Here is a 23,588-nt window from a genome sequence, read left to right as displayed (position 1 = left end):
GTCTACCGCACGGGCAGATTCTCGAGGAGCAGTGATGGGCGATCAGATGGATGGGACCGCGGCTGACCACCGGCTCGATTTGAGCGTGCCGCACAGTGCGCGGGTCTACGACTACTTCCTGGGCGGCAAGACCAACTTCGCGATCGACCGCGAGGTCGGCGACCATCTGCTCGAGGCGTTCCCGGGGTTCCGCACCGCGGCCCAGTCCAACCGGATGTGGATGCACCGCGCAGCCCGGTACGTCGCCGAGCGCGGCATCACCCAGTTCCTCGACATCGGCACCGGCATCCCGACCAGCCCGAACCTGCACGAGGTCGTGCAGGAGGTCGTCCCGGAGGCCCGGGTCGTGTACGCCGACAACGACCCGATCGTCCTCGCCCACTCCCGCGCTCTGCTGGTCAGTTCGACGCACGGTGAGACCGCCTACCTGGAGGCCGACGTCACCGACCCCCAGGCGATCCTGGACTCCGAAGAGGTCCGCACCGTGCTCGACCTGAGCAAGCCGGTGGCGCTCAGCCTGGTCGGCGTCTTCCACTACCTGCCGGACGACAAGAAGCCCTTCGAGATCGTCCAGCAGTTGGTCGACGCGCTCGCCTCGGGCTCGTACCTGATCTTCTCCCACTGCACCCCGGACTTCGCTCCGGCCATGTGGGAGCAGGCGATCCAGGTCTACAAGGCCGACGGCGGCGACGCGCAGGTCCGCAGCCGGGAAGAGATCCAGCGGTTCTTCACCGGCCTCGAGATGGTCGAGCCCGGCCTCGAGGTTCCCTACCGCTGGCATCCGGACGCGGAGACCGAGCAACTGGTCGAGCGCGGGATCTTCTCCGACGTCAGCTGCAGCCTGTGGGTCGGCGTCGGTAAGAAGCCCTGACCCCGCACTGCCCGCAACATAGGTCGACGCATGGTCGACTACGACAAGCGGTTGCACGCGGTGTACGCCGAGGGGCGGCAGCTCGCTCCCGAAGGCTTGCAGGACTGGATACGGGAGTTCGCCGCGAGCGCTCCGGCGCGGCGGCCGTTGGTCGTGCTGGATCTCGGCTGCGGGATCGGACGGTTCACGCCGGGGCTGGCGGAGGAGTTCGGTGGGCCGGTCTACGGAGTGGAGCCCTCCGAGCAGATGCGGCGGCAGGCGATCGACGATGCCTCGCATCCTGACGTCACCTATGGCCGGCTCGGCCGAGGCGATCCCGCTGCCGGACGATTCCGTCGACCTGGTGCTGCTGTTCCTGACCCTGCATCACTGGAGTGATCAGCCGCAGGGGATGAGGGAGGTCGCCCGCGTACTGCGACCCGGTGGCGTCGTGCTGCTCCGGACTCAGTTCGGCGACCGGATGCCGGATCTCTACTGGTACAGGTATTTCCCTTCCGCACGACGGGTCGACGCGGCGATGTACCTCGGACTCGACGAGGTGCGGGTCCTGGCGGAGCAGGCCGGGCTGGTTCCCGATCCGGAGCCACGCTGGTTCGAGGCGTCGGAGCCGCGGACGCTGCGAGCGACGTACGAGCGGCTGAAGTTGCGGGCGTTCTCGACCTTCGAGCATCTGCCGGAGGAGGAGATCGAGGCCGGGTTCGCCGAGTTCGAGCGCGACGCGGCGGCCGAACCGGAGCGAGTGCTTCCTGTCGCCCCGGCTGGACTGTTGGTTCTTCGGAGTCCAGCGCGCTGAGCTTCGCGGCACCCTGAGCGTTCCGACTCAGGACACTAGATCGTCCAGGTCACGTTGACTGCGGTTGGCTTGCGGAAGACGAGGCCGTGGGGTGGGGGAGAGGTCGGCTCCAGGCGCAGGTCGGGGAGTCGGGTCAGGAGTGCGGTCAGGGCGGTGACGGCTTCCAGGCGGGCCAGGTGCATGCCGAGGCAGATGTGTGGCCCGCTGGCGAAGGCGAGATGGCGGCGCGCGTTGGACCGGCGTACGTCGTACTGGTCGGGGTCGGGGAAGACCGCGGGGTCGCGGCCGGCGCCTGCCAGCGAGACGGTGACCAGGTCCCCGCGCTTGATCGAGGCACCGGACAGTTCGACGTCACGGGTGGCGTAGCGATCCACGACGGCGGCGGAGGGTTCGAGGCGGAGGGACTCCTCCACCGCGTTCGGGATCAGCGATTGGTCGGCCAGCACCAGCGCGAGCTGACTGGGATTCGTCAGCAGGTGCCACAGCGCGTTGGTGATCATGCCCTCGGTGGTCTCGATGCCGCCGAACATCAGCACGGCCGCGTTCGCCACCACTTCGTCGGTGCCCAGCCCGGCGTGCGCGGCCTCGGCGATCAGCGAGTCCGCCTGATCGATGCTCCCGGCAACATGTGCGTGCAGTTTGGCGAAGGCGGCGGCGCCCTCGGCCGTCACCGGATGTCCGGCGGAGACACCGCTGACCGAGGACGAGATGTCCTGGTACCAGTCCAGCACCGTCGCCGCCTCGGTCTGCGCCAGGCCGAGCGAGTGGGCGACCACCGCGACCGACAGCGGCCCGGCGACCGTTGGCCGCAGGTCCGCGGCACCCAGCGGCTCGATCGCACTCACCAGCCGATCGGTCTCCGCCACCACGAAGTCGGTGAACCGGGCCCGGGTCTGCGCCAGGCTGAACGGATGCTCGAACGGCGCGCGATGCTCCGCGTGCGGTCCGGCGTCGAGTGACAGCATCGACGGCCCGACCACCTGCGCGGTGGAGAAGCGCGGGTCGTCCACGGTGAAGGTCTCCGGGTCCCGCATCACCTGCATCGCCAGGTCGCGGCTGCTGACCACCCAACCGCTGAGTGCCTCGACCCAGCCCACCGGCCGGATCTCGGCCAGCAAGGCGTGCGGATCCCGCTCGAGGTCAGCCACAGTAGTCATGCTGAAGAGCTTACGGGTGGTTAAGACCACTCACCTCAGTGGTATTGCTGAGACAGATCCGTTCTCAACGACTCAGCGGGGCAGTGGGTTACGAATCCGGAACCCGAGCCATCTAGGGTGTGGGCCATGTCTTTGTCGGATTCGTACCCCACCCCACCGCCCCGGTCTGGGAACCTGGTGTTGCTTCCTGCCGTGGATGTGGCGGACGGGCAGGCTGTCCGGCTGGTGCAGGGCGAGGCCGGCAGTGAGACCTCGTACGGCGACCCGCTGGCCGCCGCGATGGCCTGGCAGGAGGCCGGTGCCGACTGGATTCATCTGGTCGACCTGGACGCCGCCTTCGGCCGCGGCAGCAACCGTGAACTGCTCGCCGAGGTGACCGGCAAGCTCGACGTACAGGTCGAGCTGTCCGGTGGCATCCGCGACGACGACTCGCTGGCCGCCGCTCTGGCCACTGGTGCCCGCCGCGTAAACATCGGGACCGCCGCCCTGGAAGACCCCGAGTGGTGCGACCGGATCATCGCCGAGTTCGGCGACCGGATCGCGATCGGCCTGGACGTCCGCGGCCGGACCCTGGCCGCGCGCGGCTGGACCAAGGAGGGCGGCGACCTCTACGAGGTGCTCGAGCGGCTCGAACAGGCCGGCTGCGAGCGCTACGTGGTCACCGACGTCACCAAGGACGGCATGCTCCAGGGGCCCAACCTGGACCTGTACCGCGACCTGTGCGACCGGACCGACAAGCCGATCATCGCGTCGGGCGGCGTCTCCAGCCTGGACGACCTGCGCGCGCTGAGCACCCTGGTCGCCGACGGCGTCGAGGGCGTCATCGTCGGCAAGGCCCTGTACGCCGGCGCGTTCACCCTGACCGAGGCACTCGAACTCACCCGTGGAGGCGACAAGTGAGTCTTGCCGACAAGCTCGCTGGCAAGAAGGTCCTGGTCACCGGCGTCACCGGATTCGTCGGTGAGGCACTGCTGCACCGCATCATCGGCGAACTGCCCGGCACGACCGTGGTCGCGATCATCCGCCCCAAGGGTTCGCTGACCGGCACCGCCCGGATGGCGCAGATGCTGAAGAAGGACATCTTCAAGCCCTTCTACGGCGAAGGCACCCCCTACGCCGACGCGGACGAACTCACCGCCGCCCGGGTCGAGGTGGTCGAGGGCGACCTGTCCGCCGTCCCGGAACTGCCGAACGATCTCGACATCGTCGTGCACTGCGCCGGCGACGTCTCGTTCGACCCGCCGATCCACGAGGCGTTCACCACCAACGTGCTCGGCACCAAGAGCCTGCTGGAGCGGATCGACGAGAGCCGCGCCGGGACCGATCGCTCCATCCACTACGTGCACATCTCCACCGCCTACACGGCCGGTCGCCGCCGCGGCGCGATCCCCGAGGCGCCGGTCGAGCACAACGTCGACTGGCGGTCCGAGGCCGAGGCCGGGATGGCGATGAAGGCCCGGGTCGAGGAGGCCTCCCGCAGCGCCGCGATGCTGATCAGGTTCCGCAAGGAGTCGGAGAAGCTGCACCGCCGCGCCGGTCACCTGACCGCGGCGGCCGACACCGAGCGGCGGCGTACCGAGTGGGTCGCGAAAAAGCTGGTCGAGACCGGCACCGAGCGCGCCCGCAGCCTCGGCTGGACCGACTGCTACACCTTCACCAAGGCGCTCGGCGAGCGCGTCGTCGAGGAGTTCGCGGCCAGGCTGCCGACCTCGATCGTGCGCCCGGCGATCATCGAGTCCTCGCTGACCAGCCCGCACCCGGGCTGGATCGAGGGCTTCAAGATGGCCGAGCCGCTGATCCTGGCCTACGGCCGCGGCGAGCTGCCGGAGTTCCCGGCCAGCCCGGACTCCGTGGTCGAGATCATCCCGGTCGACCACGTCGTCGGCGCGATCTGCGCGGTGATGGCGACCGAGCCCGAGCTGAACAAGCCGGAGTACTACCACGTCAGCTCCGGCGCCCGGAACCCGCTCACCTTCGAGCAGTTGTACTCCGGCGTGCGGGCGTACTTCTCCAAGCACCCCTTCGACCTGGGCGAGCGCGGCGCGGTCCGGCTGCCGGTCTGGAAGTTCCCCGGCGGCGACTCGGTCGAGAGCATGCTCCGGTACGGCGAACGCGCGCACAAGATCGCCGACACGATCATCACCCACGTCCCGCGCGGCGAGAAGACCCGCAAGTACGCCCGCGAGCTCGACGTGCAGAAGCGCCGGCTGGACTTCCTGCGCCGCTACATGGACCTGTACGCCGAATACGCGCAGGCCGAGCTCCAGTTCATCGACGACAACGTGCTCGCGCTGCACGACGCGCTCGAGGGGGACGACCGGGAGAAGTTCTGGTGCGACACCTCGATCGTGGACTGGCAGCACTACCTGCAGGAAGTGCACTGCCCGAGCGTGACGGACTCGCTGCGCCGGCTGGACGTGGTCCGCAAGAAGCGGAACAAGGCGCTGGCCGAGTCGGCCGGCACCCTGAAGAAGGTGGCGCCGTCCGATGACGCGGAGATCATCGCGGCCTTCGACATGGACGGCACGCTGCTGTCGTCGAACGTGATCGAGACCTACCTGTGGATGCGGCTGCCGGAGCTGGACAGCCACCAGCGCTACGGCGAGATCGGCGCGATGCTGCGCAAGCTGCCGAAGCTGATCGCGGCCGAGCGCAAGGACCGCGGCACCTTCCTGCGGACGATCTACCGCCGCTACGAGGGCGCCGAACTGGAGCAGCTGAACCGGATCGTCGACGAGGTGCTCGCCGAGCACGTGCTCGAGCGGCTCAGCGGTGACGCCGTCCGGCGGATCCGCGAGCACAAGGCGGCGGGTCACCGCACGATCCTGATCACCGGCGCGATCCGGCCGCTGACCAGGCCGCTGGAGCCGTTGTTCGACGAGATCATCGCGGCCGACCTGGCCGTCGACGACCGCGGTCGGTGCACCGGCTTCCTGACCGGGCCACCGCTGGTCGGCGAGTCCCGGGCGGCGTGGATCAAGAACCGCGCCCGCGGTACCAGCATCGACCTGTCCAAGTCGTACGCCTACGCCGACAGCCACTCGGACCTGCCGATGCTGACGACCGTCGGCAATCCCGTCGCGGTGTCGCCGGACGTGTCGCTGTTCCGGGCCGCCCGGTCCGCGCGCTGGCAGATCGTCGACTGGAGGACCCCGTCCACCTCATCGCGTCTGGAGATCCCCGGGGTACAGCGTTTTTCCGGAGGGATGGCCCGATGATGCTCGCGCTGGAGATGTACCGCTCGCCGGCCAAGTACCTGGCCGCGAAGGCGATGGGAAGCCGGATCCCCGGCATCCTGACCGGCCCGGCGGCCCCGCTGCGGCTGGTCACGATCGAGGAGCCGAGGTCCGACCGGGAGGGCTGGGCGAAGATCCGGCCGATCCTGTCCGGGATCTGCGGCTCCGACCTCGGCATGGTCACCGGCCACACCAAGCTGTACTTCTCGGCGATGGTGTCGATGCCGTTCGTGCCCGGCCACGAGGTCGTCGGCGTGCTGCTCGAGGACTGCGAGGACCTGCCCAAGGGCACCCGCGTGGTGATGGACTCGGTGCTCACCTGCGCCGCCCGTGGCGTCGAGCCCTGCGTGGGCTGCGCGTCCGGCCACACCAACCGCTGCGACCGGATCACCGTGGGTCACGTGGCCCCCGGACTGCAGACCGGGTTCTGCCAGGACACCGGTGGCGGCTGGGGCAACGTGATGGTCGCCCACCGCAGCCAGTTGTACGCAGTACCGGAGGGGCTTTCGGACGAGCGGGCCGTACTGACCGAGCCGCTGGCGTGCGCCGTACACCTCGCCCTCAAGGCGAAGGTCGAGCCGGGCCAGTCCGTACTGGTCAGCGGCGCGGGCGCGGTCGGGCTGTTCGCGACGCTGGCGCTGCGTGAGCTCACCCAGGCCGGCCGGATCACGGTCGTCGCCAAGCACGCCAAGCAGCGTGAGCTGGCCCGGACCTTCGGCGCGAGTGACGTGGTCGCGCCCGACGAGGTCTTCCGCGGCGTCCGCCGGGCGACCGGTGCGTTCCGGCTCAAGCCGGAGCTCGGCCGGGAGTTCCTGCTCGGCGGCGTCGACATCGCCGTGGACGCGGTCGGCACCAAGGACTCGATCGACACCGTGCTCCGGGTGACCAAGGCCGGTGGCCGGGTCGTCCTGTCGGGCATGCCGTCGACAGGTGCGGATCTGTCCCCGGTGTGGTTCCGTGAGTTGGAGCTGACCGGAACGTACGCGTCCTCGCGGGAGGAGCCGAACGACCGGCCCGCCTTCGAGACCGCGCTGGAGATCGCCGCGAAGGCCCCGCTGGACGGGATCGTCGGGGCTCGTTACCCGCTCTACCGGTGGCGTGAGGCGCTCGACCACGCGCAGTCCGCCGGCCGCCTCGGCACCGTCAAGGTGGCATTCGATGTGAGGGCTTCATGATCGCGCTGGTTGATGTTGACGCGCCGCTGAACGTACGACAAGAGAGGTTCTGACATGTCTCGGCCAGGGTTTGTGCTTGAGGTGGACGACCGGACGCCGCCGCTGCTCGTGCACAACGGTGAGGGCTTCCTGCTGGAGCGTTTCCCGCTCGGCACCCGGGTGGTGTACCCGCCGGAGGCGCTGCCCGCGGTGCGCGACGTCGAGGAGGCGATCCAGAACGCCCTGCTGCACCCGCTGGAGTCCGAGCCGCTGCCGGAGTTGCTGCGTCCCGGGATGCGGCTGACCATCGCCTTCGACGACATCTCGCTGCCGCTGCCGCCGATGAAGAAGCCGGACATCCGGCAGCGCATCATCGAGGCCGTACTGACGATGGCCGCCGACGCGGGCGTCGACGACGTCGAGCTGATCTCCGCGAACGCGCTGCACCGCCGGCTGACCCCGAACGAGCTGCGCGACATCGTCGGCGAGCGGGTCTTCCGGTCGTTCTTCCCCGACGGCAAGCTCTACAACTTCGACGCCGAGGACGCCGGCAACCTGACCCACCTGGGCCTGACCAAGCACGGCGAGGACGTCGAGATCTCCAAGCGGGCGGCCGAGTCCGACCTGCTGGTCTACGTGAACGTGAACCTGGTGGCGATGGACGGCGGCCACAAGTCGACGTCGATCGGGCTGGCGTCGTACAAGTCGCTGAAGCACCACCACAACAGCCACACGATGATCCACTCGCGGTCCTTCATGGACCACAAGGCCTCGAAGATGCACCACTCGGCCTGGCGGATGGGCGCGGTGCTGACCGAGCACGTCAAGGTCTTCCAGATCGAGACCACGCTGAACAACGACATCTTCGGCGGCCCGCTGGAGTTCCTGCAGAAGCGCGAGTGGGAGTGGTCGATCAAGGACCAGGCGTCGATGCTCGCGACCAAGCGCGGGCTCGACCTGGCCCCGCCGAAGCTGCGGCACCGGATCTTCACCGACGTCCGGGCGAACTACGGCCTGACCGGGATCCACGCCGGCTCGATCGAGCCGGTGCACGAGAAGACGATCGAGAACGTGCACAAGCAGCACCTGGTCGAGGTGCAGGGCCAGTCCGACGTCGCGATCATGGGCGTGCCGTTCGTCGGCCCGTACAACGTGAACTCGGTGATGAACCCGATCCTGGCCGCCTGCATGGGCCTGGGCTACTACTTCAACTCCTACCGGGGCAATCCCGTCGTCCGCAAGGACGGCGCGGTGATCCTGTACCACCCGGTGGACTACGAGTTCAGCCAGTTGCACCACCCGTCGTACGTGGACTTCTTCGAGGAGGTGCTGTCGGAGTCGACCGACCCGGCCACCATCGAGGCGAAGTTCGAGAAGCAGTACGCCGAGGACCCGTGGTACATCCACCTGTACCGGACCTCGTACGCGTACCACGGCGTGCACCCGTTCTACATGTGGTACTGGATCTCCCACGCGCTGGACCACTGCGGCGACATCGTCTGGGTCGGCGCGAACCGCAAGACGGTCGAGCGGATGGGCTTCCGGTCCGCCTCGACGCTGCAGGACGCGCTGGAGATGGTCAGCCACTCGGTCGGCCGGTCCCCGTCGATCACCTACCTGCACAACCCGCCGCACCTGCTCGCGGACGTCCGCTGATGGGTACCAGCCTGGTGAAGTTCGGCCGGGACACGGTCAAGGACGTCCGGCAGGTGGCGCGGGGCTGGCGCTGGGGCCGACGTCCGCAGGTCCCGCGGTCGGCCGAGCCGTACGTGATCCCGAAGGAGACCACGGTCTTCCCGACGAAGTGGGCCCGCAAGCCCGCCGCGATCGCAGTACGGGAGGTCCTGCAGAAGGGCGCGCTCAACTCGGTGCTGCGCTTCGAGGTGAACCCGCAGGTCAGCGGGCTCGACTCGCTCCGCAAGGTGCACGGGCCGGCCGTGATCGTGGCGAACCACTCGTCCCACCTGGACACCCCGCTGGTGCTCTGCACCCTGCCGGACGAGATGCGCCGCAAGACCGCCGTCGCCGCGGCCGCCGACTACTTCTTCGACACCTGGTGGCGGGCGACCGCGTCGGCGATCGTGTTCAACACGTTCCCGATCGAGCGCCGCGGCGGCAAGCTCAGCTCCACGCCCGGCGACCTGCTCGAGGACGGCTGGAACGTGGTCGTCTTCCCGGAGGGCACCCGATCGCCCGACGGGTGGATGGAGCGGTTCCGGATGGGCGCGGCGTACATCGCGGTCGAGCACGGCGTACCGGTGATCCCGGTCGGCATCAAGGGCTCATTCGCCGCGATGCCGCGTGGTCGCGGTTGGCCCGTGCCCGGCCGGCCGACGGTAGCCGTCCGGTACGGCGACCCGCTGTACCCGGCCGAGGGGGAGAGCGCCCGGGAGTTCGCGCCCCGGATCTCCGCCGCCGTGTCGGCCCTGCTGGACGAGGAAGCCACCACCTGGTGGGAGGCGCGTCGCCGCGTCGCCGCCGGTGCCTCGCCGTCGCAGTCCGGCCCCGACGCCGCTCGCTGGCGCCGCGTCTGGGAGTCCACCACCCCGATCAAGCCGGCCGGCCAGAAGCGCCGCGCCTGGAAGTAGGACCCGCGTCGAGGCGGCCGGAGGATCTCCGGCCGCCTTTCGCTGTGTCCGAGGTCCGACTCGTGACCCTTTCGGCCGTGCCTGCTGGGTGTTGTCGCTAGCCTTGTCCCCGTGAGCCTCGCCGTGCGTGTCATCCCCTGCCTCGATGTCGACGCGGGCCGGGTGGTCAAAGGTGTCAACTTCGTGGACGTCCGCGACGCCGGCGACCCGGTGGAGATGGCCCGGCTGTACGACGCCGAGGGGGCCGACGAGCTGACCTTCCTCGACATCACCGCGTCCTCGGGCTCCCGCGAGACGACGTACGAGGTGGTCGGGCAGACGGCCGAGCAGGTGTTCATCCCGCTCACCGTCGGTGGTGGTGTGCGCGAGGTGGCCGACGTGGACCGGCTGTTGCGGGCGGGGGCGGACAAGGTCGGCATCAACACCGGCGCGATCGCCCGGCCCGCGGTGATCGAGGAGATCGCGCACCGGTTCGGCAACCAGGTGCTGGTGCTGTCCCTCGACGTACGGCGTGCCGCCGACCAGCCGAGCGGTTTCGAAGTGACCACGCACGGTGGCCGCAAGTCCGCCGGCCTGGACGCGATCGAGTGGGCCCGCAAGGGTGTCGAACTCGGCGCCGGCGAGATCCTGCTCAACTCGATGGATGCCGACGGCACCAAGCAGGGCTTCGACCTGGAGCTGATCCGGGCCGTCCGCGCGGTGGTCGACGTACCGCTGATCGCCAGCGGGGGAGCGGGGCTGCCAGAACATTTCCCGCCCGCTGTCGAGGCAGGGGCCGACGCACTGCTCGCCGCCAGCGTGTTCCACTTCGGCGACCTGCGGATCGCCGATGTGAAGAAGGCCCTGCGCGACGCCGGCATCGTGGTTCGGTGACCGAGATGGTGGCGCAGCGTCCGGAGCAGACGAGCCGCCTGATCGCGGAGGTGGAGCAGGAGCTCTCCACGCTGTTCCGCCGCTCCCGCTCGGCCCAGATGCAGCTCGCCCGCCGGGTCCACCAGGAGATGGACGCCGCCGGGTATGCGCTGATCTCCCAGATCGACCTCGGTACGGCGGCCGGGCGGCCCGGCGTACGGGCGTCCGAGGTGGCCCAGGCGCTCGGCCTGGACAAGTCCACCGTCAGCCGAGGCCTCACCCAACTCGAGACCCTCGGCCTGATCGAACGGGTCGGCGACCCCGATGACGGCCGGGCCCGGCTGCTCCGGATGACCACCATCGGAGCCGAGCGCTTCGGCGCCATGCGAGCCCAGCGGCAGACCGAGTTCCGCGCGATCCTCGACCGCTGGGACTCCCCGGACCTGGCCGACCTGGCCCGCCTGCTGGCCCGCCTGAACCTCGACCTCAGTTAGCCTGCGAGAACTGCCGACGGAGATGGCGAGAAGCCGTGGGCGGCTCCGCACCGCGGTGAGGGCGACCAGAATGGGTCGCACCAGCACCGAGGAGAACACCATGGCCAAGTACTTGCTGCTCAAGCACTACCGAGGCGCTCCGGCTCCGGTCAACGACGTCCCCATGGAGCGGTGGACGCCGGAGGAGATCTCGGCGCACGTGCGGTACATGAGCGACTTCGCGGACCGGCTCAAGCAGACCGGCGAGTTCGTCGACAGTCAGGCGCTCGCCCCCGAGGGCACGTTCGTCCGGTACGACGGTGAGGGCCGCCCGCCGGTCACCGACGGCCCGTTCGCCGAGACCAAGGACCTCATCGCCGGCTGGATGGTGATCGACGTCGACAGTCACGAGCGGGCCCTCGAGCTGGCCGGCGAGCTGTCGGCCGCCCCGGGGGCGGGCGGGAAGCCGATCCACGAGTGGCTCGAACTGCGCCCGTTCCTGGCCGCGCGGCCCACCATCACGGAGTGAGCTCCGATGGATGAGGCACTGCTCAGGAGCCTCACGCCGAGCGTGCTCGGGATCCTCGTCCGCCGCGGAGCTGACTTCGCGGCGGCCGAGGACGCCGTCCAGGACGCGCTGGTCGAGGCGGTCCGGGTCTGGCCGGCCGACCCGCCGCGAGACCCGAAGGGCTGGCTGATCACCGTCGCCTGGCGCCGGTTCCTCGACGCGACCCGGGCGGACACCGCCCGTCGTAAGCGTGAGGACCTCGTCGACGAGGAGCCGGTGCCCGAGCCAGCGCCCGGGGGCGACGACACGCTCCAGCTCTACTTCCTGTGCGCTCACCCGTCGCTGACGCCGTCGTCCGCGGTCGCACTCACGCTGCGCGCCGTCGGCGGCCTGACCACCCGCCAGATCGCCCAGGCCTACCTCGTGCCCGAGGCGACGATGGCGCAGCGCATCAGCCGGGCCAAACGCACCGTCGCCGGCGTGCGCTTCGATCAGCCCGGCGACGTCGCCACCGTGCTGCGCGTCCTCTACCTGGTCTTCAACGAGGGCTACTCCGGCGACGTCGACCTCGCGGCCGAGTCCATCCGGCTCACCCGGCAACTCTCGGTCGCGATCGACCACCCGGAGGTGCGGGGGCTGCTCGCCCTCATGCTGCTCCACCACGCCCGGCGCGCCAGCCGGACCTCGCCCGACGGCAGCCTGATTCCGCTAGCCGAGCAGGACCGCGGCCGGTGGGACACCGAGTTGATCGCCGGGGGCGTCGAGATCTTGCAGGCGGCGCTCGCCCGCGACCAGTTGGGCGAGTTCCAGGCCCAGGCCGCCATTGCGGCACTCCACGCTGACGCGCCGACCGCTGCGGAGACCGACTGGGTGCAGATCGTCGAGTGGTACGACGAACTGACGCGCCTGACCGACAACCCGGTCGTGCGGCTCAACCGCGCGGTGGCCGTCGGCGAGGCCGACGGACCGCGGGCCGGGCTGGCGGCGCTCGCGGCGCTGGACGACTCCCTGCCCCGCCACACCGCGGTGGCGGCGTACCTCCACGAGCGCGACGGCGACCTGGCCACGGCGTCACGGCTGTACGCCGAGGCTGCCCGGAAGGCGCCCAACCTCGCCGAGCGCGACTTCCTGACCCGCCAGGCCGCCCGGCTCAACGCCGGCCGGCGTCGCTGACTCCCACTCCAACAGATGGTTGCAGAAACCAACTAATGCTCATATAGTTGGGTTATGCAACTAGCTCACGATGCGCCGGCCCAGGACGTCCTCGAAGGGGTCAGCTCCCTGGTCCGGGCCGTGCGGTGCGTCGAGCACCGGCACTTGTGGCCCGATGCCGGGCTCAAACGGGCCGATGCCGGTGTCTTGAAGGTGCTGGCCAAGGGCGGTGAGCAGCGCGGCGGTGAGATCGCCGCGAAGCTCGGCGTCGACGCGTCCGTGGTGAGCCGCCAGCTCAGCACGCTGGAGGCCGACGGACTGGTGAGCCGTCGACCCGATCCCGCTGACGCCCGCGTCTCGCTCGTCCAGCTCAGTGAGCTCGGCAGGGACCGGCTGGACGCTCTGTACGCCGGCTACGCCCGGCAACTCCGCGCCGCTCTGTCGGACTGGGAAGACGACGAGATGATCGCGGCCGCCGACGCGCTGCGCCGGATCGCGTCCGCGGTGACCCAGGCGGCCGAGTCCGCACGGCACCCGAACACTTCGACTGGAGATTGATGTCTGTCACCGAGACCCGGCCCGCACCGGCACCGGAACTCACTCACCGCGAGATCCTCGAGATCCTGGTCGGGCTGCTCGCCGCGCTGTTCACGGCGATGCTCAGCTCGACGATCGTCAGCAACGCCCTGCCGACGATCATCGCCGACCTGGACGGCAGCCAGACGCAGTACACCTGGGTGCTGACCGCGAGCCTGCTGGCCACGACGGTGTCCACGCCGATCTGGGGCAAGCTGTCCGACCTGATCAGCAAGAAGCTGCTCGTCCAGATCGCGATCGTCGTGTTCGTGATCGGTTCGGCCCTGGCCGGGATGGCCCACAACGTGCCGTTCCTGATCGGTGCCCGGGTGCTGCAGGGCCTGGCGATGGGCGGGCTGATGGCGCTGGCCCAGGCGATCATCGGCGCGGCGATCCCACCCCGCGACCGCGGCCGGTACTCCGGCTACATGGGTGCCGTGATGGCCGTCGCCACCGTCAGCGGTCCGCTGATCGGCGGGGTCATCGTCGACACCTCGTGGCTCGGCTGGCGCTGGTGCTTCTACGTCTGCGTTCCGCTGGCGGTCATCAGTCTGATCGTGCTGCAGCGCTACCTGCACCTGCCGCTGGTCAAGCGGCGGGTCACGATGGACTACCTCGGCGCGATCCTGATCAGCGTCGCGGCCGGCCTGCCGCTGATCTGGGTGACCTTCGCCGGACACGACTTCGGCTGGTTCTCCTGGCAGTCGGCGCTGTTCGTCGGCGGCACGGTGCTGTTCGGCATCCTGGCCGTCGTCGTCGAGAACCGGGCCGCGGAACCGCTGGTCCCGCTGAAGGTGGTCAAGGAGCGCACCACCGCGCTGGCGATCGTGGCCAGTCTCGCGGTCGGCGTGGCGATGTTCGGCAGCGCCCTGTTCCTCGGCCAGTACTTCCAGATCGCCCGCGGCTACAGCCCCACCGAGGCCGGCCTGCTGACGATTCCGATGATGCTCGGCTCGTTCCTGGGATCGGTCGGCTCGGGCCAGATGATCACCCGCTTCGGCAAGTGGAAGCGGTACCTCATCGCGGGTGGCGTCCTGCTGGTGGCCGGCCTGGTGGTGCTCGGCACGATCGACCACACCAGCCCGTACTGGTACGTCGGCAGCGGGATGCTCGCGATGGGCATCGGCATGGGCATGATGATGCAGAACCTGGTTCTCGCCGTGCAGAACACCGTCGACGTCAGCGAGATCGGCGCGTCCAGTGCCTCGGTGTCGTTCTTCCGCAGCCTGGGTGGTGCGGTCGGCGTGTCCGTTCTCGGAGCGGTCCTCGCCGTCCGGGTGAAGGACCTGCTGATCCAGGGAGTTCTGGCCACTCCCGGCGGAGCCGAGACCGCACGCAAGTTGCAGGAAGGTGGCTCGGACGGCCCCAGTCTGCTCGACGTGAACCACCTGCCGCCGCAGCTCGCCGAGTTGGTCCGGCAGTCGTACGGCGACGCCACCGGCCGGATCTTCCTGATCGCCGCGGGGTGTGCGCTGGTCAGCCTGATCGCGGTCCTCTTCATCAAGGAGGTCCCGCTGCGCCGTACGGTCGCGAAGCTCGACGAGCCCGTGGAGCTGGACTGACACCGGCTGTCCCGTTCAACCGGTCGGTGGCTCGAGACCGTCGAGGCTCTTGGTGCGGAGTATGGGGGAGCGGAGCAGCCAGAGCACGGCGAAGAAGCCACCGACCGCGGAGACCAGCAGGGTCTCGCGGACTCCGATGCAGGTGCCGAGCAGGCCGCCGACCACCGCCCCGAGCGGCCGTACTCCGTAGTTGATGCTGCTGAACGCGCCGGCGACCCGGCTCCGCATGTGCTCATGGGTCACCGCCGCCTTCAGCGAGTTCGACGGTATGTCGAAGCACATCACCGCGAACGAGCCGATGAACTCGGCCGTCGCCAAGGCGACCGCCCGCGTCCACACCGGCCCGGACGCGAGGGCGAGGATGCCGAGGGACGCGGGGAACACGACGGCACCCAGGGCTATCAGCCTGCCCAGGCCGAGGAGGCGGGTCAGCGGCGTGGCCGCGACCGCGCCCAACAGGCCGCCGCAGGCGCCGATGCCGAAGGCGATGCCGATCGTGCCGGCCGACAGGTTCAGGTTCCTGCTGGCGAACAGGACCAGCAGGGCCATGCCGATCATGTTGAAGAAGTTGACGGTGGTCGCGCAGCCGAGATTGTCCCGCAGGTAGGGATGCCGCAGCAGGTAGCCCATCCCTGACCGGGCTCTTCGCAGCAACGACTCCCCGCTCTCGTCGGCGTCGCTCGGCGGCACCTTCAGCCGGCTGATCTGCACCGCCGAGAACAGGAACGTCAACGCGTCCGCGACGATCGCGACCGGCGCGGTCAGCCACTGGACCAGCAGGCCGCCGACGGCCGGACCGGCCATGAACGAGACCGACCGGGTCGCCGACAGCTTGCTGTTCGCCTCCAGGAACTGGTCGCGGTTGACCAGCCGGATGAAGAACGACGCGTACGCGGTGTTGAAGACGACGTGCGCCGTACCGGCCAGGATCGCGATCGCGTACAGGTGGCCGAGGGTCAGCACATCAAGCCAGTACGCCGCCGGCAGCGACAGCAGCACGATCGTCCGGGTCAGGTCGGCCGCGATCATCAACGGGCGCTTGTCGCGGTGCTGGTCGACCCAGGAGCCGATGAACAGCGACGCCAGGTTCGGCAGCCAGACCGCGGCGGTGAGGAAGCCGACCTGACTCGGGGAGGCGTGGAGCAGGGTGACCGCGATCAGCGGCAGGGCGAGTTCGGTGATCCGGTCGCCGAACTCGGAGACGCCCTGCGCGGACCAGAAGGTCCGGAACCGCCGGTCCCGCCACAGGCTCGTCGCCGTCGCCGTCCTCATGTCGCCGTCCTCATGTCGCCGTCCTCATGTCGCTGTCCTCATGTGGCAAGTCCTCACTTGCCGCTGCCTGATGCCGGCGCCTCGGGCAGCGAGAGGCGGATCACCCGGACCGGGCGTGCCTCCGGCGGCGACGTGCCCTCGTTGCGGCGCCTGACGTACGGCGCGATCAGGTCCTCGATCGCGCTCTCCAGGGCGTTGGCTTCCTCGCGGGTGAGCACCAGCCTCGTGTTCGACGACCCGGCGACCTGACTCCACTCCGGATCGAGCGCGGGTTCGGTCTCGGTCAGCCAGTGCTGGGCGGCCTCGAGGGCCTGGTTCAGCATCTCGGCCCGCAGCAGTCGGCCGGCCTCGGCGCCTTCGGGCGTCGCGGGCATCTCGAACCGGAAGCCGCGCGCGGCCGCGTTCCACCAGCGCTGCCGCTTGTCCGAGTTCCCCTCCGGCCCCGGCCCGTCGCTGACCAGGCCGAACGAGGCGAGGTGGCGCAGGTGCCAACTCGTCACCGACGGCGACGCCCCGACGTGCTCGGCCAACTGGGTGGCGGTGGCTGGGCCGTTCTTCTGCAGGTAGCTGAGCGCGGCCAGCCGGACCGGGTGGGCCAGCGCCCGCATCGCCTGCGGGTCGGTGACCTCGAAATCGCCGTACGGATTTCTGAGAGACATGTTTCGAGAGTAATCTTTCAGATCTCGCTCTGGCAATGCCGGAGCCCGGCGAAGAAACTTGCCCCGGGAGTGGAACCGGCCGGGGGACCACCGCGTGTTAGGGGTGTGAGGGACATCGACGGGGATCCGGCAGCGGAGGTCGCGGCGCTCTACCGCCGTACCTGGCCGCGGCTGATCGGCCTGCTGGTGTCCATCGGGGGCTCGCGCGCCGACGCCGAAGAGATCGCGCAGGACGCCTATGTGAAACTGCTCGGCCGATGGGACCAGATCCGCCGGTATGACGACCCGGAGGCGTGGGTGCGGGCGGTCGCAGTACGGGCGTTGGTGAGCAGGTTGCGGCGTCAGCAGGTGGCTGCCCGGGCGATGGCGAAGTTGACCCGCAGGCCGGCCGAGGTGGATGGACCCGATCCGGACGCGCTGGACGTGGCTGCTGCGCTGGCTCGGGTCAGCCCGGCGCATCGGGCGGTGGCGGTGCTGCACTACGTGATGGATCTGCCGATCGAACAGATCGCGGACGAGTTGGAGTTGCCCCCCGGCACGGTGAAATCGAGGTTGGCCCGGGCCCGCCAGGCGCTCGCGCCGCTGCTCGAGGTCCAGGAGGAGGTGCCTGATCATGCGTGACCCGCGGACGGAACTGCTGACCGAGTACGTCGACGAGCAGACTCCCGACGAGGCGCCGCCGTTCGAGTTCGTGGAACGCGCCGTCCGTCGGCAGCGGCGTACTCGGATGCTGGCGGCCTCGGTGGCGGTAGTGGTGGTCGCCGGCGGTGCCGCGTTCGCCGCGACCGGGCTGCCGCAGGCCGAGGAACCGGCCGGTCCGGCGCAGACGATCGCGACGGCGGCGGTCGGCCTGCTGGACGACGGCCCGCCGCCGGACCAGTTCGGTTTGGGTACGACGGTCCTCCGGCTGGACAAGGAGATCCCGATCAAGGCGGTGCGGGTGGATCCGGAGCGGCCGGACGTGCTGGTCGTCGAGGCCGCTCGCGACGCCCAGGCGGAGACCTGCCTGCCACACACCGTCGCGCGGATCCTCGCGCAGACCGCCACGACGATCCGGGTGGCCGCCTACCGCTACACCGCCCCGGATCAACCGGAAGGGCCGCAGTGTCAAAAGGACGCCGTGGTGCGGATTTCCCTCGATCTGCGCCGCGATGTGGGCGCCCGGACCGTCCTGGCCGGGAGTACAGGGCACCGGGTCGTCCTGAACTGACTTCCTCGCCGGGCCGGACCGCGACCGTCCCGGCGAGGAAGTTCAGTTCCCGCGAGCGAAGTAGCTTGACGGGACCCTAGGCACGCAGTCGCATCCGCCGGATGTCGCTGGCGATGTGCCGTACTGTCCAACGCTTCAGCAGGGCTTGACCCACTCGTTGCCGCCGCAGGTGTCCTCGGCAGCCAGCGCGCTCCGGCTGGTGTCGGGCTTGATCGTGGCGACCGGCGCCTGGTCGGTCCAGGAGGCCAGTGTGACGCCGACGGCGTCCTCGACCGGCCGCGGGGTGACCAGGTAGTTGTTGCTGATCATCGAGAAGACCAGTTTGCGGCCGTCCTTGGTGGACACGTACCCCGACAGCGCGGTCACGCCGGTGAGCGAGCCGGTCTTGCCGCGCAGGTTGTTCGCCGCCGGGGTGTTGGCCATCCGGCTGCGCAGCGTGCCGCCGACGAAGCGGTTGGGGTTCCCGGCGATCGGCAGCGCGTCGTACCACTGCTGGAACCACGGCTCCTGCTGGGTCGCCAGCAGCAGGTCGGTGACGCTCTGGGCGGTCACGTTGACCTTGCGGGACAGGCCCGACCCGTCGGACAGCCGGATCGTGCTGGTCGGGACGCCGACGCTCTTCGCGTACTCGGTGACGACGCCGAGGCCGGTCGGCCAGTTGCCGTTCGCCTTCACCACGGCGCCCATCGCCTTGACCAGGGTCTCGGCGTGCATGTTGTTGGAGAGCTTCATGAACGGGTTCATCAGCTCGCCGACGGTCATCGACTCGTCCCGGGCCAGTTGCTGGGCCGCGGCCGGAGCCGCCGCCGGACGGATGCGCCCGTCGACCCGGACGCCCTCGGCCGCGAGTGCCCGCTTGAACACGTCAGCGGCGTACAGGGCCGGCTCCCAGACGGTGACCCAGTCCTGGCCGACGGTCGCGCCCGCGGGGACCGAGCCGGTCACGCGGACGATGTTGGTGCCGTGGTCGCGCTCGACGTTGAGCGTGTTCGCGGACCCGGCGGCACCGGTCGTCGCGGTGTTGACGAGCTTCAGTACTCCGTTCGCCGGGACCAGTGCGAGCTTGACCGGCGCGCCGACCGTGCCACCGGGCAGGCTCTCGACGATCGCGGTACCGGAGTCGTAGTCGGTGTCGGGCGCGAGCGTCAGGGCGGAGATCTGGGCCGAGTAGTAGAACGGCTCGTCGTCCCACGCCCAGCTGTCGCCGAGCCGGACCTTGTCGAAGTACGTGTCGTCCGCGACCAGGTCACCGCTGATCCGCTTCACGCCGGACTTGGCGACCTGTTTGGCCAGGTCGACGTAGTCCGACTCGAGTGCGGTCGGGTCGCCGTACCCCTTCAGGTAGATGTCCCCACGTAGCTTGCCGTCGCGGACGGGCGCCGTCGCCAGTACGTCGGTGTGGAACTTGTAGCCGGCGCCGAGGGTCTCCATGGCGGCCGCCGAGCTGAACAGCTTCGTGTTCGAGGCGGGCAGCAGCCGGGTCGCGCCGTTGCGGTCGTACAGCGTCTCGCCGGTCGTCGCGTCTCGCACCACCAGGCCGACCTGCGACCCCTGGAACCGCGAATCGGCGAGCAACGCGTCGAGCTGCTGCTGCAGCGGAGTCGCCTGGACGGCCGCCGGTGCCGCGGTTCCCGCGGTCTGGCCGAGCGCACCGCCGGATTGACTCAGCAGCCCGGCGGTCGCCGCCACCGCCGCGGCGACAGCGACCACTCCACGGGGTGACGCTGCCACTCTCGGTAAAAACTTCACGAGGACTCCTTGAAATCGGGCGAAAACCAACTAGCTACCGGGAGTCTCCATCCCGTCGCCCTCGGGGTCCAGTGATCGCGCGACGAAACCGCTGTTCGATCCGGCTTTCATCTCTCGCCCTCTAGGTGAATCGATGGAAAAGTGCTCTCCACAGGTTCCGCCCCACCTGAGGAGAGTTGCTGTGCGCAGACGAATTCTGGCGGTGTTGCTCAGCCTCGCGGCCGTGCTGACGGCCGTGCCACCCGCCGAGGCCGCAGTACGGAAGACGACCGCCGCGGTGTTCCCGGCCGACGTGATCCGCGAGGACTTCCCGGATCCGGACGTGTTCGAGAGGAACGGCACCTGGTACGCCTATTCGACGAACAACGGACGCGGTCATGTCCCGGTGGCCACGGCGCCGAGCCCCGGTGGTCCGTGGACGATCCGCGGTGACGCGATGCCCGGCGGACCGTCGGCGAGTTGGGCGCAGCCAGGCCGCACCTGGGCGCCGGACGTGCATCCGAACGCCGATGGCAGTTTCACCCTCACCTACACCGCCTGGCACAAGGCGTCCGGGCGTCAGTGCATCGGCGTCGCACTGTCGAACTCCGCGCTGGGCCCGTTCACCCCGGTCGGCAGCCAGCCGCTCTTCTGCCCGCTCGACCTTGGCGGCGCGATCGACGCGAACACCTTCGTCGCGAACGACGGCACCCGCTACCTGGTCTGGAAGAACGACGGCAACGCGATCGGCAAGCCCTCCACCCTCTGGCTCACCCGTACTGCGAACAACGGCGTGAACCTGGTCGGCGGCAACACCGCGCTGATCTCGTCCAGCGGCGTGATCGAGGCGCCCGACCTTGTCCAGCGGGCGAGCAGGTTCGTGCTGTTCTTCTCCGGCGGCGGCTACAACGACTGCAATTACCTGACCTCCTACGCCACCGCAACCTCGCTCACCGGCCCGTGGAGCGTCGCGTACCGCCCGCTGATGACGACCGCGAGCTTCGACAACGCCGTCTGCGGCCCGGGCGGCGCGGACTTCGTCGGTGACCGGGTGTTCCTGCACGGTTGGGTGAACAACACCCGGCACCTGTTCGTCGCGGACGTCGGCTGGGCGAACGACCTCCCGATCGTCCGCGGCAGCCGGGTCCGGACCGAGGCGGAGAGCGGCACGCTGAACAACTGCCGGGTCCGCACCAACGCGGCCGGTGCCTCCAACGGCGCGGTCGCGGCGTACATCGACTTCGCCGACTCCTGGGTCGAGAACCGCGTCTACGCCCCGCGGGCCGGCAACTACACCCTGTACGTCGGCTACGCGAACGGCTCGGCCGGTCCCGCCAGCCACGGCCTGGTTGTCAACGGCAACAACGTCGGCTCGGTCGGCTACCCCGTCACCGGCTGGGACCAGTGGCGGCAGACGTCGGTCGGAGTCACCTTGAACCAGGGCTGGAACACCGTCCGGCTGACCAAGGGCACGGCGTACACGGAGGTGGACTACCTCGAACTCCAGTGAGGGTTGACCCTGTTCCGGGGTCGGGGATCGCCCTGGATCCACCCGTTCGATGCGTGGCGCAGTACCGCCGGTGTGGACCGGGCCTCGTAGGCTCGGACTGGTACAGACGCATGAACGGGGAGTCCGAAGGACCTGATGGCAAAACCACCTGAACAGGTATCCGCCGGCCGGCGGCAACGCCGGTCGCCGGTCTGGGTCGATGTGCGCCGGACCACCCGAGGCCTGCAGGCGATGCTCCTCGGCGGACTGGCGTCGCTGGTCTCGCTGGTGATCACCTTCTGGACGCTGCCGCAGATCAGCAGCGACGGAACCCTGCCGGTCCTGCGGCTGGTGGTGATCCTGGCGGTGATCGGGCTGCTGGTGCGCTGGATCCTGGCCGGGATCGCGATCCTGATCGGCTCGGTCGGCGTACTCGTGGGCGGCTTGCTGTCCCAGTTCGGCGTCGTCTACCTCGCCGTCACCGTCGATCCCGGGGTGAACCTGCACGGTGGGGTCGAGGCGCCGCTGCTGGTCGCGATCGTGATGGCCTCGGTCAGCGCCTTCGTCGGCTGGGTGGCCTACGCGGGCAGTGACGACGCGTACGTCTCCGAGGTGATGCGGGTGGTCCGGCGCCGGGCCCGCCGGATCCAGTCGGCCCCGAAGACCGGCCTGCTGATCATCCAGCTCGACGGCCTGTCCGCGCCGCTGCTGAACTGGATGGTGCTGTCGGGCAACCTGCCGCACATCGGTGGCTGGATCCGCGACGGCAGCCACTCGATGGTCGGCTGGCACACCGGCGTCCCGGCGACCACCCCGGCCAGCCAGGCCGGCATCCTGCACGGCGGCTCCGGCCAGATCCCGGCCTTCCGGTGGTACGAGAAGGAGACCGGCCGGGTGATGGTGACCAACCGGTCCCGGGACGCGGCCGAGATCGAGGCGCGGATGTCGACCGGCCGCGGCCTGCTCGCCGACGGCGGCGCCAGCATCAGCAACAACTGGTCCGGTGACGCGCCGAAGTCGGAACTGGTCTTCAGCCGGGCGGCGCTGCCGAACGGCCGGAGCCGGGGCTACGTCCGGTTCTTCTCCAGCCCGCAGGGCGCGGCCCGCGGCCTGGTGCTGTGTGTCGCCGAGATGGTGAAGGAGCTGCACCAGGCCCGCCGGCAGCGGCGCCGCAACCTGGTACCGCGGGTCAACCGCGGCGGGTCCTACATCTTCCTTCGGGCCATCTCCAACGTCCTGCTCCGCGACCTGAACGTCTCCCTCGTCACCGACGAGTTGATCAAGGGCACCCCGGTGATCTACTGCGACTTCGTCGACTACGACGAGGTCGCGCACCACGCCGGACCGACCCGCCCGGAGTCGCTGCAGACCCTCGAGGGCCTCGACCGGGTGATGGGCGCGCTGAAGCGGATCATCGACACGCTGCCGCACTCGTACGAGATCGTCGTGCTGTCGGACCACGGCCAGAGCCAGGGCTCGACCTTCCTCCAGCGGTACGGCCGGACCCTGACGGCGGTCGTCGACGACCTGGTCGACACGACCAAGGAGCCGGTGGCGGCCACCGGCCGGTCCGAGGGCTGGGGTCCGGTGAACGCGTTCCTGACCGAGCTGAGCCTGCGTCGGAGCGTGGCCGGTTCGGTCACCCGGAAGGCGCTTCACGGCAAGGCGCCGCGCGGTGAGGTCGAGCTCGGGCCGGCCGACTGCGAACCGCCGGTCGCCGCCGACGAGCAGATGATCGTCACCTCCTCGGGGAACCTCGCGCTGATCTACCTGGCGACCACGCCCGGCCGGGTGCCGCTGGAGGAGATCGAGCTGATGCACCCGCGGCTGATCCCCGGCCTGGCGATGCACCCGGGCATCGGATTCGTCGTGGTGGACTCACTCGCCGAAGGTCCGGTCGCGATCGGCCGGGCCGGCGTCCACGTCCTGCGGTCGGGCCGGATCGAGGGCACCGACCCGCTCCTGCCGTACGGCCCCGCAGCCCCGGCGTCGATGCTCCGGCAGGCCGAGATGCCGCACAACGGCGACATCGTGGTGATCAGCCGGCTGGACGAGTACACCCACGAGGTGGCCGCGTTCGAGGAACTGGTCGGCTGCCACGGTGGCATCGGCGGCTGGCAGACCGAGGCGGTCCTGGTGCACCCGCGCCGCTTCGTGGTCGACGAGCCACCCGTAGGCTCCGACGCGGTACACGCCCTCCTGATCAGCTGGCTCGAGCAACTCGGTCAGCGCGCCGACGACGCGGTCGCGACCGACGATCCGGCGGAACGTGTCGCCACTTCGTCGGACGCGAGCGTGGAGGCCTGAG

Annotated in this window: 20 protein-coding genes and 1 pseudogene; 17 read left to right on the top strand and 4 right to left on the bottom strand. The window is 69.7% G+C overall.

The window, feature by feature from the left end:
* Positions 1–34 precede the first annotated feature (34 nt).
* The gene (locus tag ABD255_RS39410; RefSeq protein WP_344221927.1) at positions 35–871 is read left to right on the top strand and encodes an SAM-dependent methyltransferase; all 837 of its coding nucleotides are present in this window, start codon (positions 35–37) and stop codon (positions 869–871) included.
* Positions 872–901: 30 nt separating this feature from the next.
* Positions 902–1,664: pseudogene (locus ABD255_RS39400) on the top strand (class I SAM-dependent methyltransferase).
* A 35-nt stretch (positions 1,665–1,699) separates the two neighbouring features.
* On the opposite strand, the gene ABD255_RS39395 reads toward ABD255_RS39400, so the two are convergent.
* Complete coding sequence (locus ABD255_RS39395) at positions 1,700–2,821, bottom strand: cytochrome P450 (RefSeq protein ID WP_344221925.1); 1,122 nt, start codon at positions 2,819–2,821, stop codon at positions 1,700–1,702.
* A 126-nt stretch (positions 2,822–2,947) separates the two neighbouring features.
* Here ABD255_RS39395 and priA point away from each other — a divergent pair, with 126 nt between their 5' ends.
* The 11 genes from priA to ABD255_RS39340 all read left to right on the top strand — a co-directional run bounded on the left by priA (position 2,948) and on the right by ABD255_RS39340 (position 14,922).
* A complete protein-coding gene (gene priA, locus ABD255_RS39390; RefSeq protein WP_344221924.1) occupies positions 2,948–3,721 on the top strand; it encodes a bifunctional 1-(5-phosphoribosyl)-5-((5-phosphoribosylamino)methylideneamino)imidazole-4-carboxamide isomerase/phosphoribosylanthranilate isomerase PriA in 774 nt (257 codons plus the stop codon).
* Positions 3,718–6,039: an HAD-IB family hydrolase gene (locus tag ABD255_RS39385; RefSeq protein WP_344221923.1), complete on the top strand. Its 2,322-nt coding sequence runs from the start codon at positions 3,718–3,720 to the stop codon at positions 6,037–6,039. The genes priA and ABD255_RS39385 overlap by 4 nt, the downstream gene beginning before the upstream one ends.
* Complete coding sequence (locus tag ABD255_RS39380; RefSeq protein WP_344221922.1) at positions 6,036–7,232, top strand: zinc-dependent alcohol dehydrogenase; 1,197 nt, start codon at positions 6,036–6,038, stop codon at positions 7,230–7,232. Before ABD255_RS39385 ends, ABD255_RS39380 begins: the two co-directional genes overlap by 4 nt.
* A 54-nt stretch (positions 7,233–7,286) precedes the next feature.
* Positions 7,287–8,867: an NPN-dependent hydroxyacid isomerase, LarAH14/15/16 family gene (larAH, locus tag ABD255_RS39375; protein WP_344221920.1), complete on the top strand. Its 1,581-nt coding sequence runs from the start codon at positions 7,287–7,289 to the stop codon at positions 8,865–8,867.
* Positions 8,867–9,799, top strand: coding sequence for a lysophospholipid acyltransferase family protein (locus tag ABD255_RS39370; RefSeq protein ID WP_344221919.1), 933 nt, complete (start codon positions 8,867–8,869; stop codon positions 9,797–9,799). Before larAH ends, ABD255_RS39370 begins: the two co-directional genes overlap by 1 nt.
* Before the next feature lie 111 nt (positions 9,800–9,910).
* Positions 9,911–10,672 carry an imidazole glycerol phosphate synthase subunit HisF gene (gene hisF, locus ABD255_RS39365; protein WP_344221918.1) on the top strand — a complete coding sequence of 254 codons (762 nt, stop codon included), beginning with the start codon at positions 9,911–9,913 and terminating at the stop codon, positions 10,670–10,672.
* Positions 10,673–10,677: 5 nt separating this feature from the next.
* The gene (locus tag ABD255_RS39360) at positions 10,678–11,145 is read left to right on the top strand and encodes a MarR family winged helix-turn-helix transcriptional regulator (protein WP_344221952.1); all 468 of its coding nucleotides are present in this window, start codon (positions 10,678–10,680) and stop codon (positions 11,143–11,145) included.
* Positions 11,146–11,245: 100 nt separating this feature from the next.
* Positions 11,246–11,653, top strand: a complete 408-nt coding sequence (locus ABD255_RS39355) for a YciI family protein (RefSeq protein WP_344221917.1) — start codon at positions 11,246–11,248, stop codon at positions 11,651–11,653.
* Positions 11,654–11,659: 6 nt separating this feature from the next.
* Positions 11,660–12,805, top strand: a complete 1,146-nt coding sequence (locus ABD255_RS39350; protein ID WP_344221916.1) for an RNA polymerase sigma factor — start codon at positions 11,660–11,662, stop codon at positions 12,803–12,805.
* Between the two features lie 54 nt (positions 12,806–12,859).
* Complete coding sequence (locus ABD255_RS39345) at positions 12,860–13,342, top strand: MarR family winged helix-turn-helix transcriptional regulator (RefSeq protein ID WP_344221915.1); 483 nt, start codon at positions 12,860–12,862, stop codon at positions 13,340–13,342.
* Positions 13,342–14,922 (top strand): DHA2 family efflux MFS transporter permease subunit, encoded by a 1,581-nt coding sequence (locus ABD255_RS39340; RefSeq protein WP_344221914.1) that lies wholly within the window; start codon positions 13,342–13,344, stop codon positions 14,920–14,922. Before ABD255_RS39345 ends, ABD255_RS39340 begins: the two co-directional genes overlap by 1 nt.
* Positions 14,923–14,937: 15 nt before the next feature.
* On the opposite strand, the gene ABD255_RS39335 is transcribed toward ABD255_RS39340, so the two are convergent.
* Positions 14,938–16,194 (bottom strand): MFS transporter, encoded by a 1,257-nt coding sequence (locus ABD255_RS39335; RefSeq protein WP_344221913.1) that lies wholly within the window; start codon positions 16,192–16,194, stop codon positions 14,938–14,940.
* A gap of 53 nt (positions 16,195–16,247) precedes the next feature.
* On the bottom strand, positions 16,248–16,853 hold the full coding sequence (locus ABD255_RS39330; protein WP_344221912.1) for an ArsR family transcriptional regulator: 606 nt from the start codon (positions 16,851–16,853) through the stop codon (positions 16,248–16,250).
* 105 nt (positions 16,854–16,958) lie between these two features.
* Between ABD255_RS39330 and ABD255_RS39325 the strand changes: the two genes are divergently transcribed.
* Both ABD255_RS39325 and ABD255_RS39320 read left to right on the top strand, forming a co-directional pair.
* A complete protein-coding gene (locus ABD255_RS39325) occupies positions 16,959–17,474 on the top strand; it encodes an RNA polymerase sigma factor (protein ID WP_344221911.1) in 516 nt (171 codons plus the stop codon).
* Positions 17,467–18,063, top strand: a complete 597-nt coding sequence (locus ABD255_RS39320; protein ID WP_344221910.1) for a hypothetical protein — start codon at positions 17,467–17,469, stop codon at positions 18,061–18,063. Before ABD255_RS39325 ends, ABD255_RS39320 begins: the two co-directional genes overlap by 8 nt.
* 135 nt (positions 18,064–18,198) lie before the next feature.
* Here the strand turns inward: ABD255_RS39320 and dacB are convergent, their stop codons facing one another.
* Positions 18,199–19,812 carry a D-alanyl-D-alanine carboxypeptidase/D-alanyl-D-alanine endopeptidase gene (gene dacB / locus ABD255_RS39315; RefSeq protein WP_344221909.1) on the bottom strand — a complete coding sequence of 538 codons (1,614 nt, stop codon included), beginning with the start codon at positions 19,810–19,812 and terminating at the stop codon, positions 18,199–18,201.
* A 181-nt stretch (positions 19,813–19,993) separates the two neighbouring features.
* Here dacB and ABD255_RS39310 point away from each other — a divergent pair, with 181 nt between their 5' ends.
* Positions 19,994–21,301, top strand: a complete 1,308-nt coding sequence (locus tag ABD255_RS39310; protein WP_344221908.1) for a family 43 glycosylhydrolase — start codon at positions 19,994–19,996, stop codon at positions 21,299–21,301.
* Positions 21,302–21,436: 135 nt separating this feature from the next.
* Positions 21,437–23,587 carry an alkaline phosphatase family protein gene (locus ABD255_RS39305; protein ID WP_344221907.1) on the top strand — a complete coding sequence of 717 codons (2,151 nt, stop codon included), beginning with the start codon at positions 21,437–21,439 and terminating at the stop codon, positions 23,585–23,587.
* Position 23,588 lies beyond the last annotated feature (1 nt).

Origin of the sequence: Kribbella sancticallisti, assembly GCF_039530625.1 — a bacterium.
Classification (GTDB): Bacteria; Actinomycetota; Actinomycetes; order Propionibacteriales; family Kribbellaceae; genus Kribbella; species Kribbella sancticallisti.
Note: the sequence above shows the minus strand (reverse complement) of the source record. Positions and strands in the feature narration are given on the sequence as shown.

Coding starts and splice junctions, on each gene's coding strand:
- larAH (WP_344221920.1), top strand. CDS start 7,287: ATGTCTCGGCCAGGGTTTGTGCTTGAGGTGGACGACCGGACGCCGCCG.
- ABD255_RS39350 (WP_344221916.1), top strand. CDS start 11,660: ATGGATGAGGCACTGCTCAGGAGCCTCACGCCGAGCGTGCTCGGGATC.
- ABD255_RS39395 (WP_344221925.1), bottom strand. CDS start 2,821: ATGACTACTGTGGCTGACCTCGAGCGGGATCCGCACGCCTTGCTGGCC.
- priA (WP_344221924.1), top strand. CDS start 2,948: ATGTCTTTGTCGGATTCGTACCCCACCCCACCGCCCCGGTCTGGGAAC.
- ABD255_RS39330 (WP_344221912.1), bottom strand. CDS start 16,853: ATGTCTCTCAGAAATCCGTACGGCGATTTCGAGGTCACCGACCCGCAG.
- ABD255_RS39345 (WP_344221915.1), top strand. CDS start 12,860: ATGCAACTAGCTCACGATGCGCCGGCCCAGGACGTCCTCGAAGGGGTC.
- ABD255_RS39370 (WP_344221919.1), top strand. CDS start 8,867: ATGGGTACCAGCCTGGTGAAGTTCGGCCGGGACACGGTCAAGGACGTC.
- ABD255_RS39360 (WP_344221952.1), top strand. CDS start 10,678: ATGGTGGCGCAGCGTCCGGAGCAGACGAGCCGCCTGATCGCGGAGGTG.
- ABD255_RS39335 (WP_344221913.1), bottom strand. CDS start 16,194: ATGAGGACGGCGACGGCGACGAGCCTGTGGCGGGACCGGCGGTTCCGG.
- ABD255_RS39340 (WP_344221914.1), top strand. CDS start 13,342: ATGTCTGTCACCGAGACCCGGCCCGCACCGGCACCGGAACTCACTCAC.
- ABD255_RS39410 (WP_344221927.1), top strand. CDS start 35: ATGGGCGATCAGATGGATGGGACCGCGGCTGACCACCGGCTCGATTTG.
- ABD255_RS39355 (WP_344221917.1), top strand. CDS start 11,246: ATGGCCAAGTACTTGCTGCTCAAGCACTACCGAGGCGCTCCGGCTCCG.
- ABD255_RS39320 (WP_344221910.1), top strand. CDS start 17,467: ATGCGTGACCCGCGGACGGAACTGCTGACCGAGTACGTCGACGAGCAG.
- ABD255_RS39380 (WP_344221922.1), top strand. CDS start 6,036: ATGATGCTCGCGCTGGAGATGTACCGCTCGCCGGCCAAGTACCTGGCC.
- ABD255_RS39305 (WP_344221907.1), top strand. CDS start 21,437: ATGGCAAAACCACCTGAACAGGTATCCGCCGGCCGGCGGCAACGCCGG.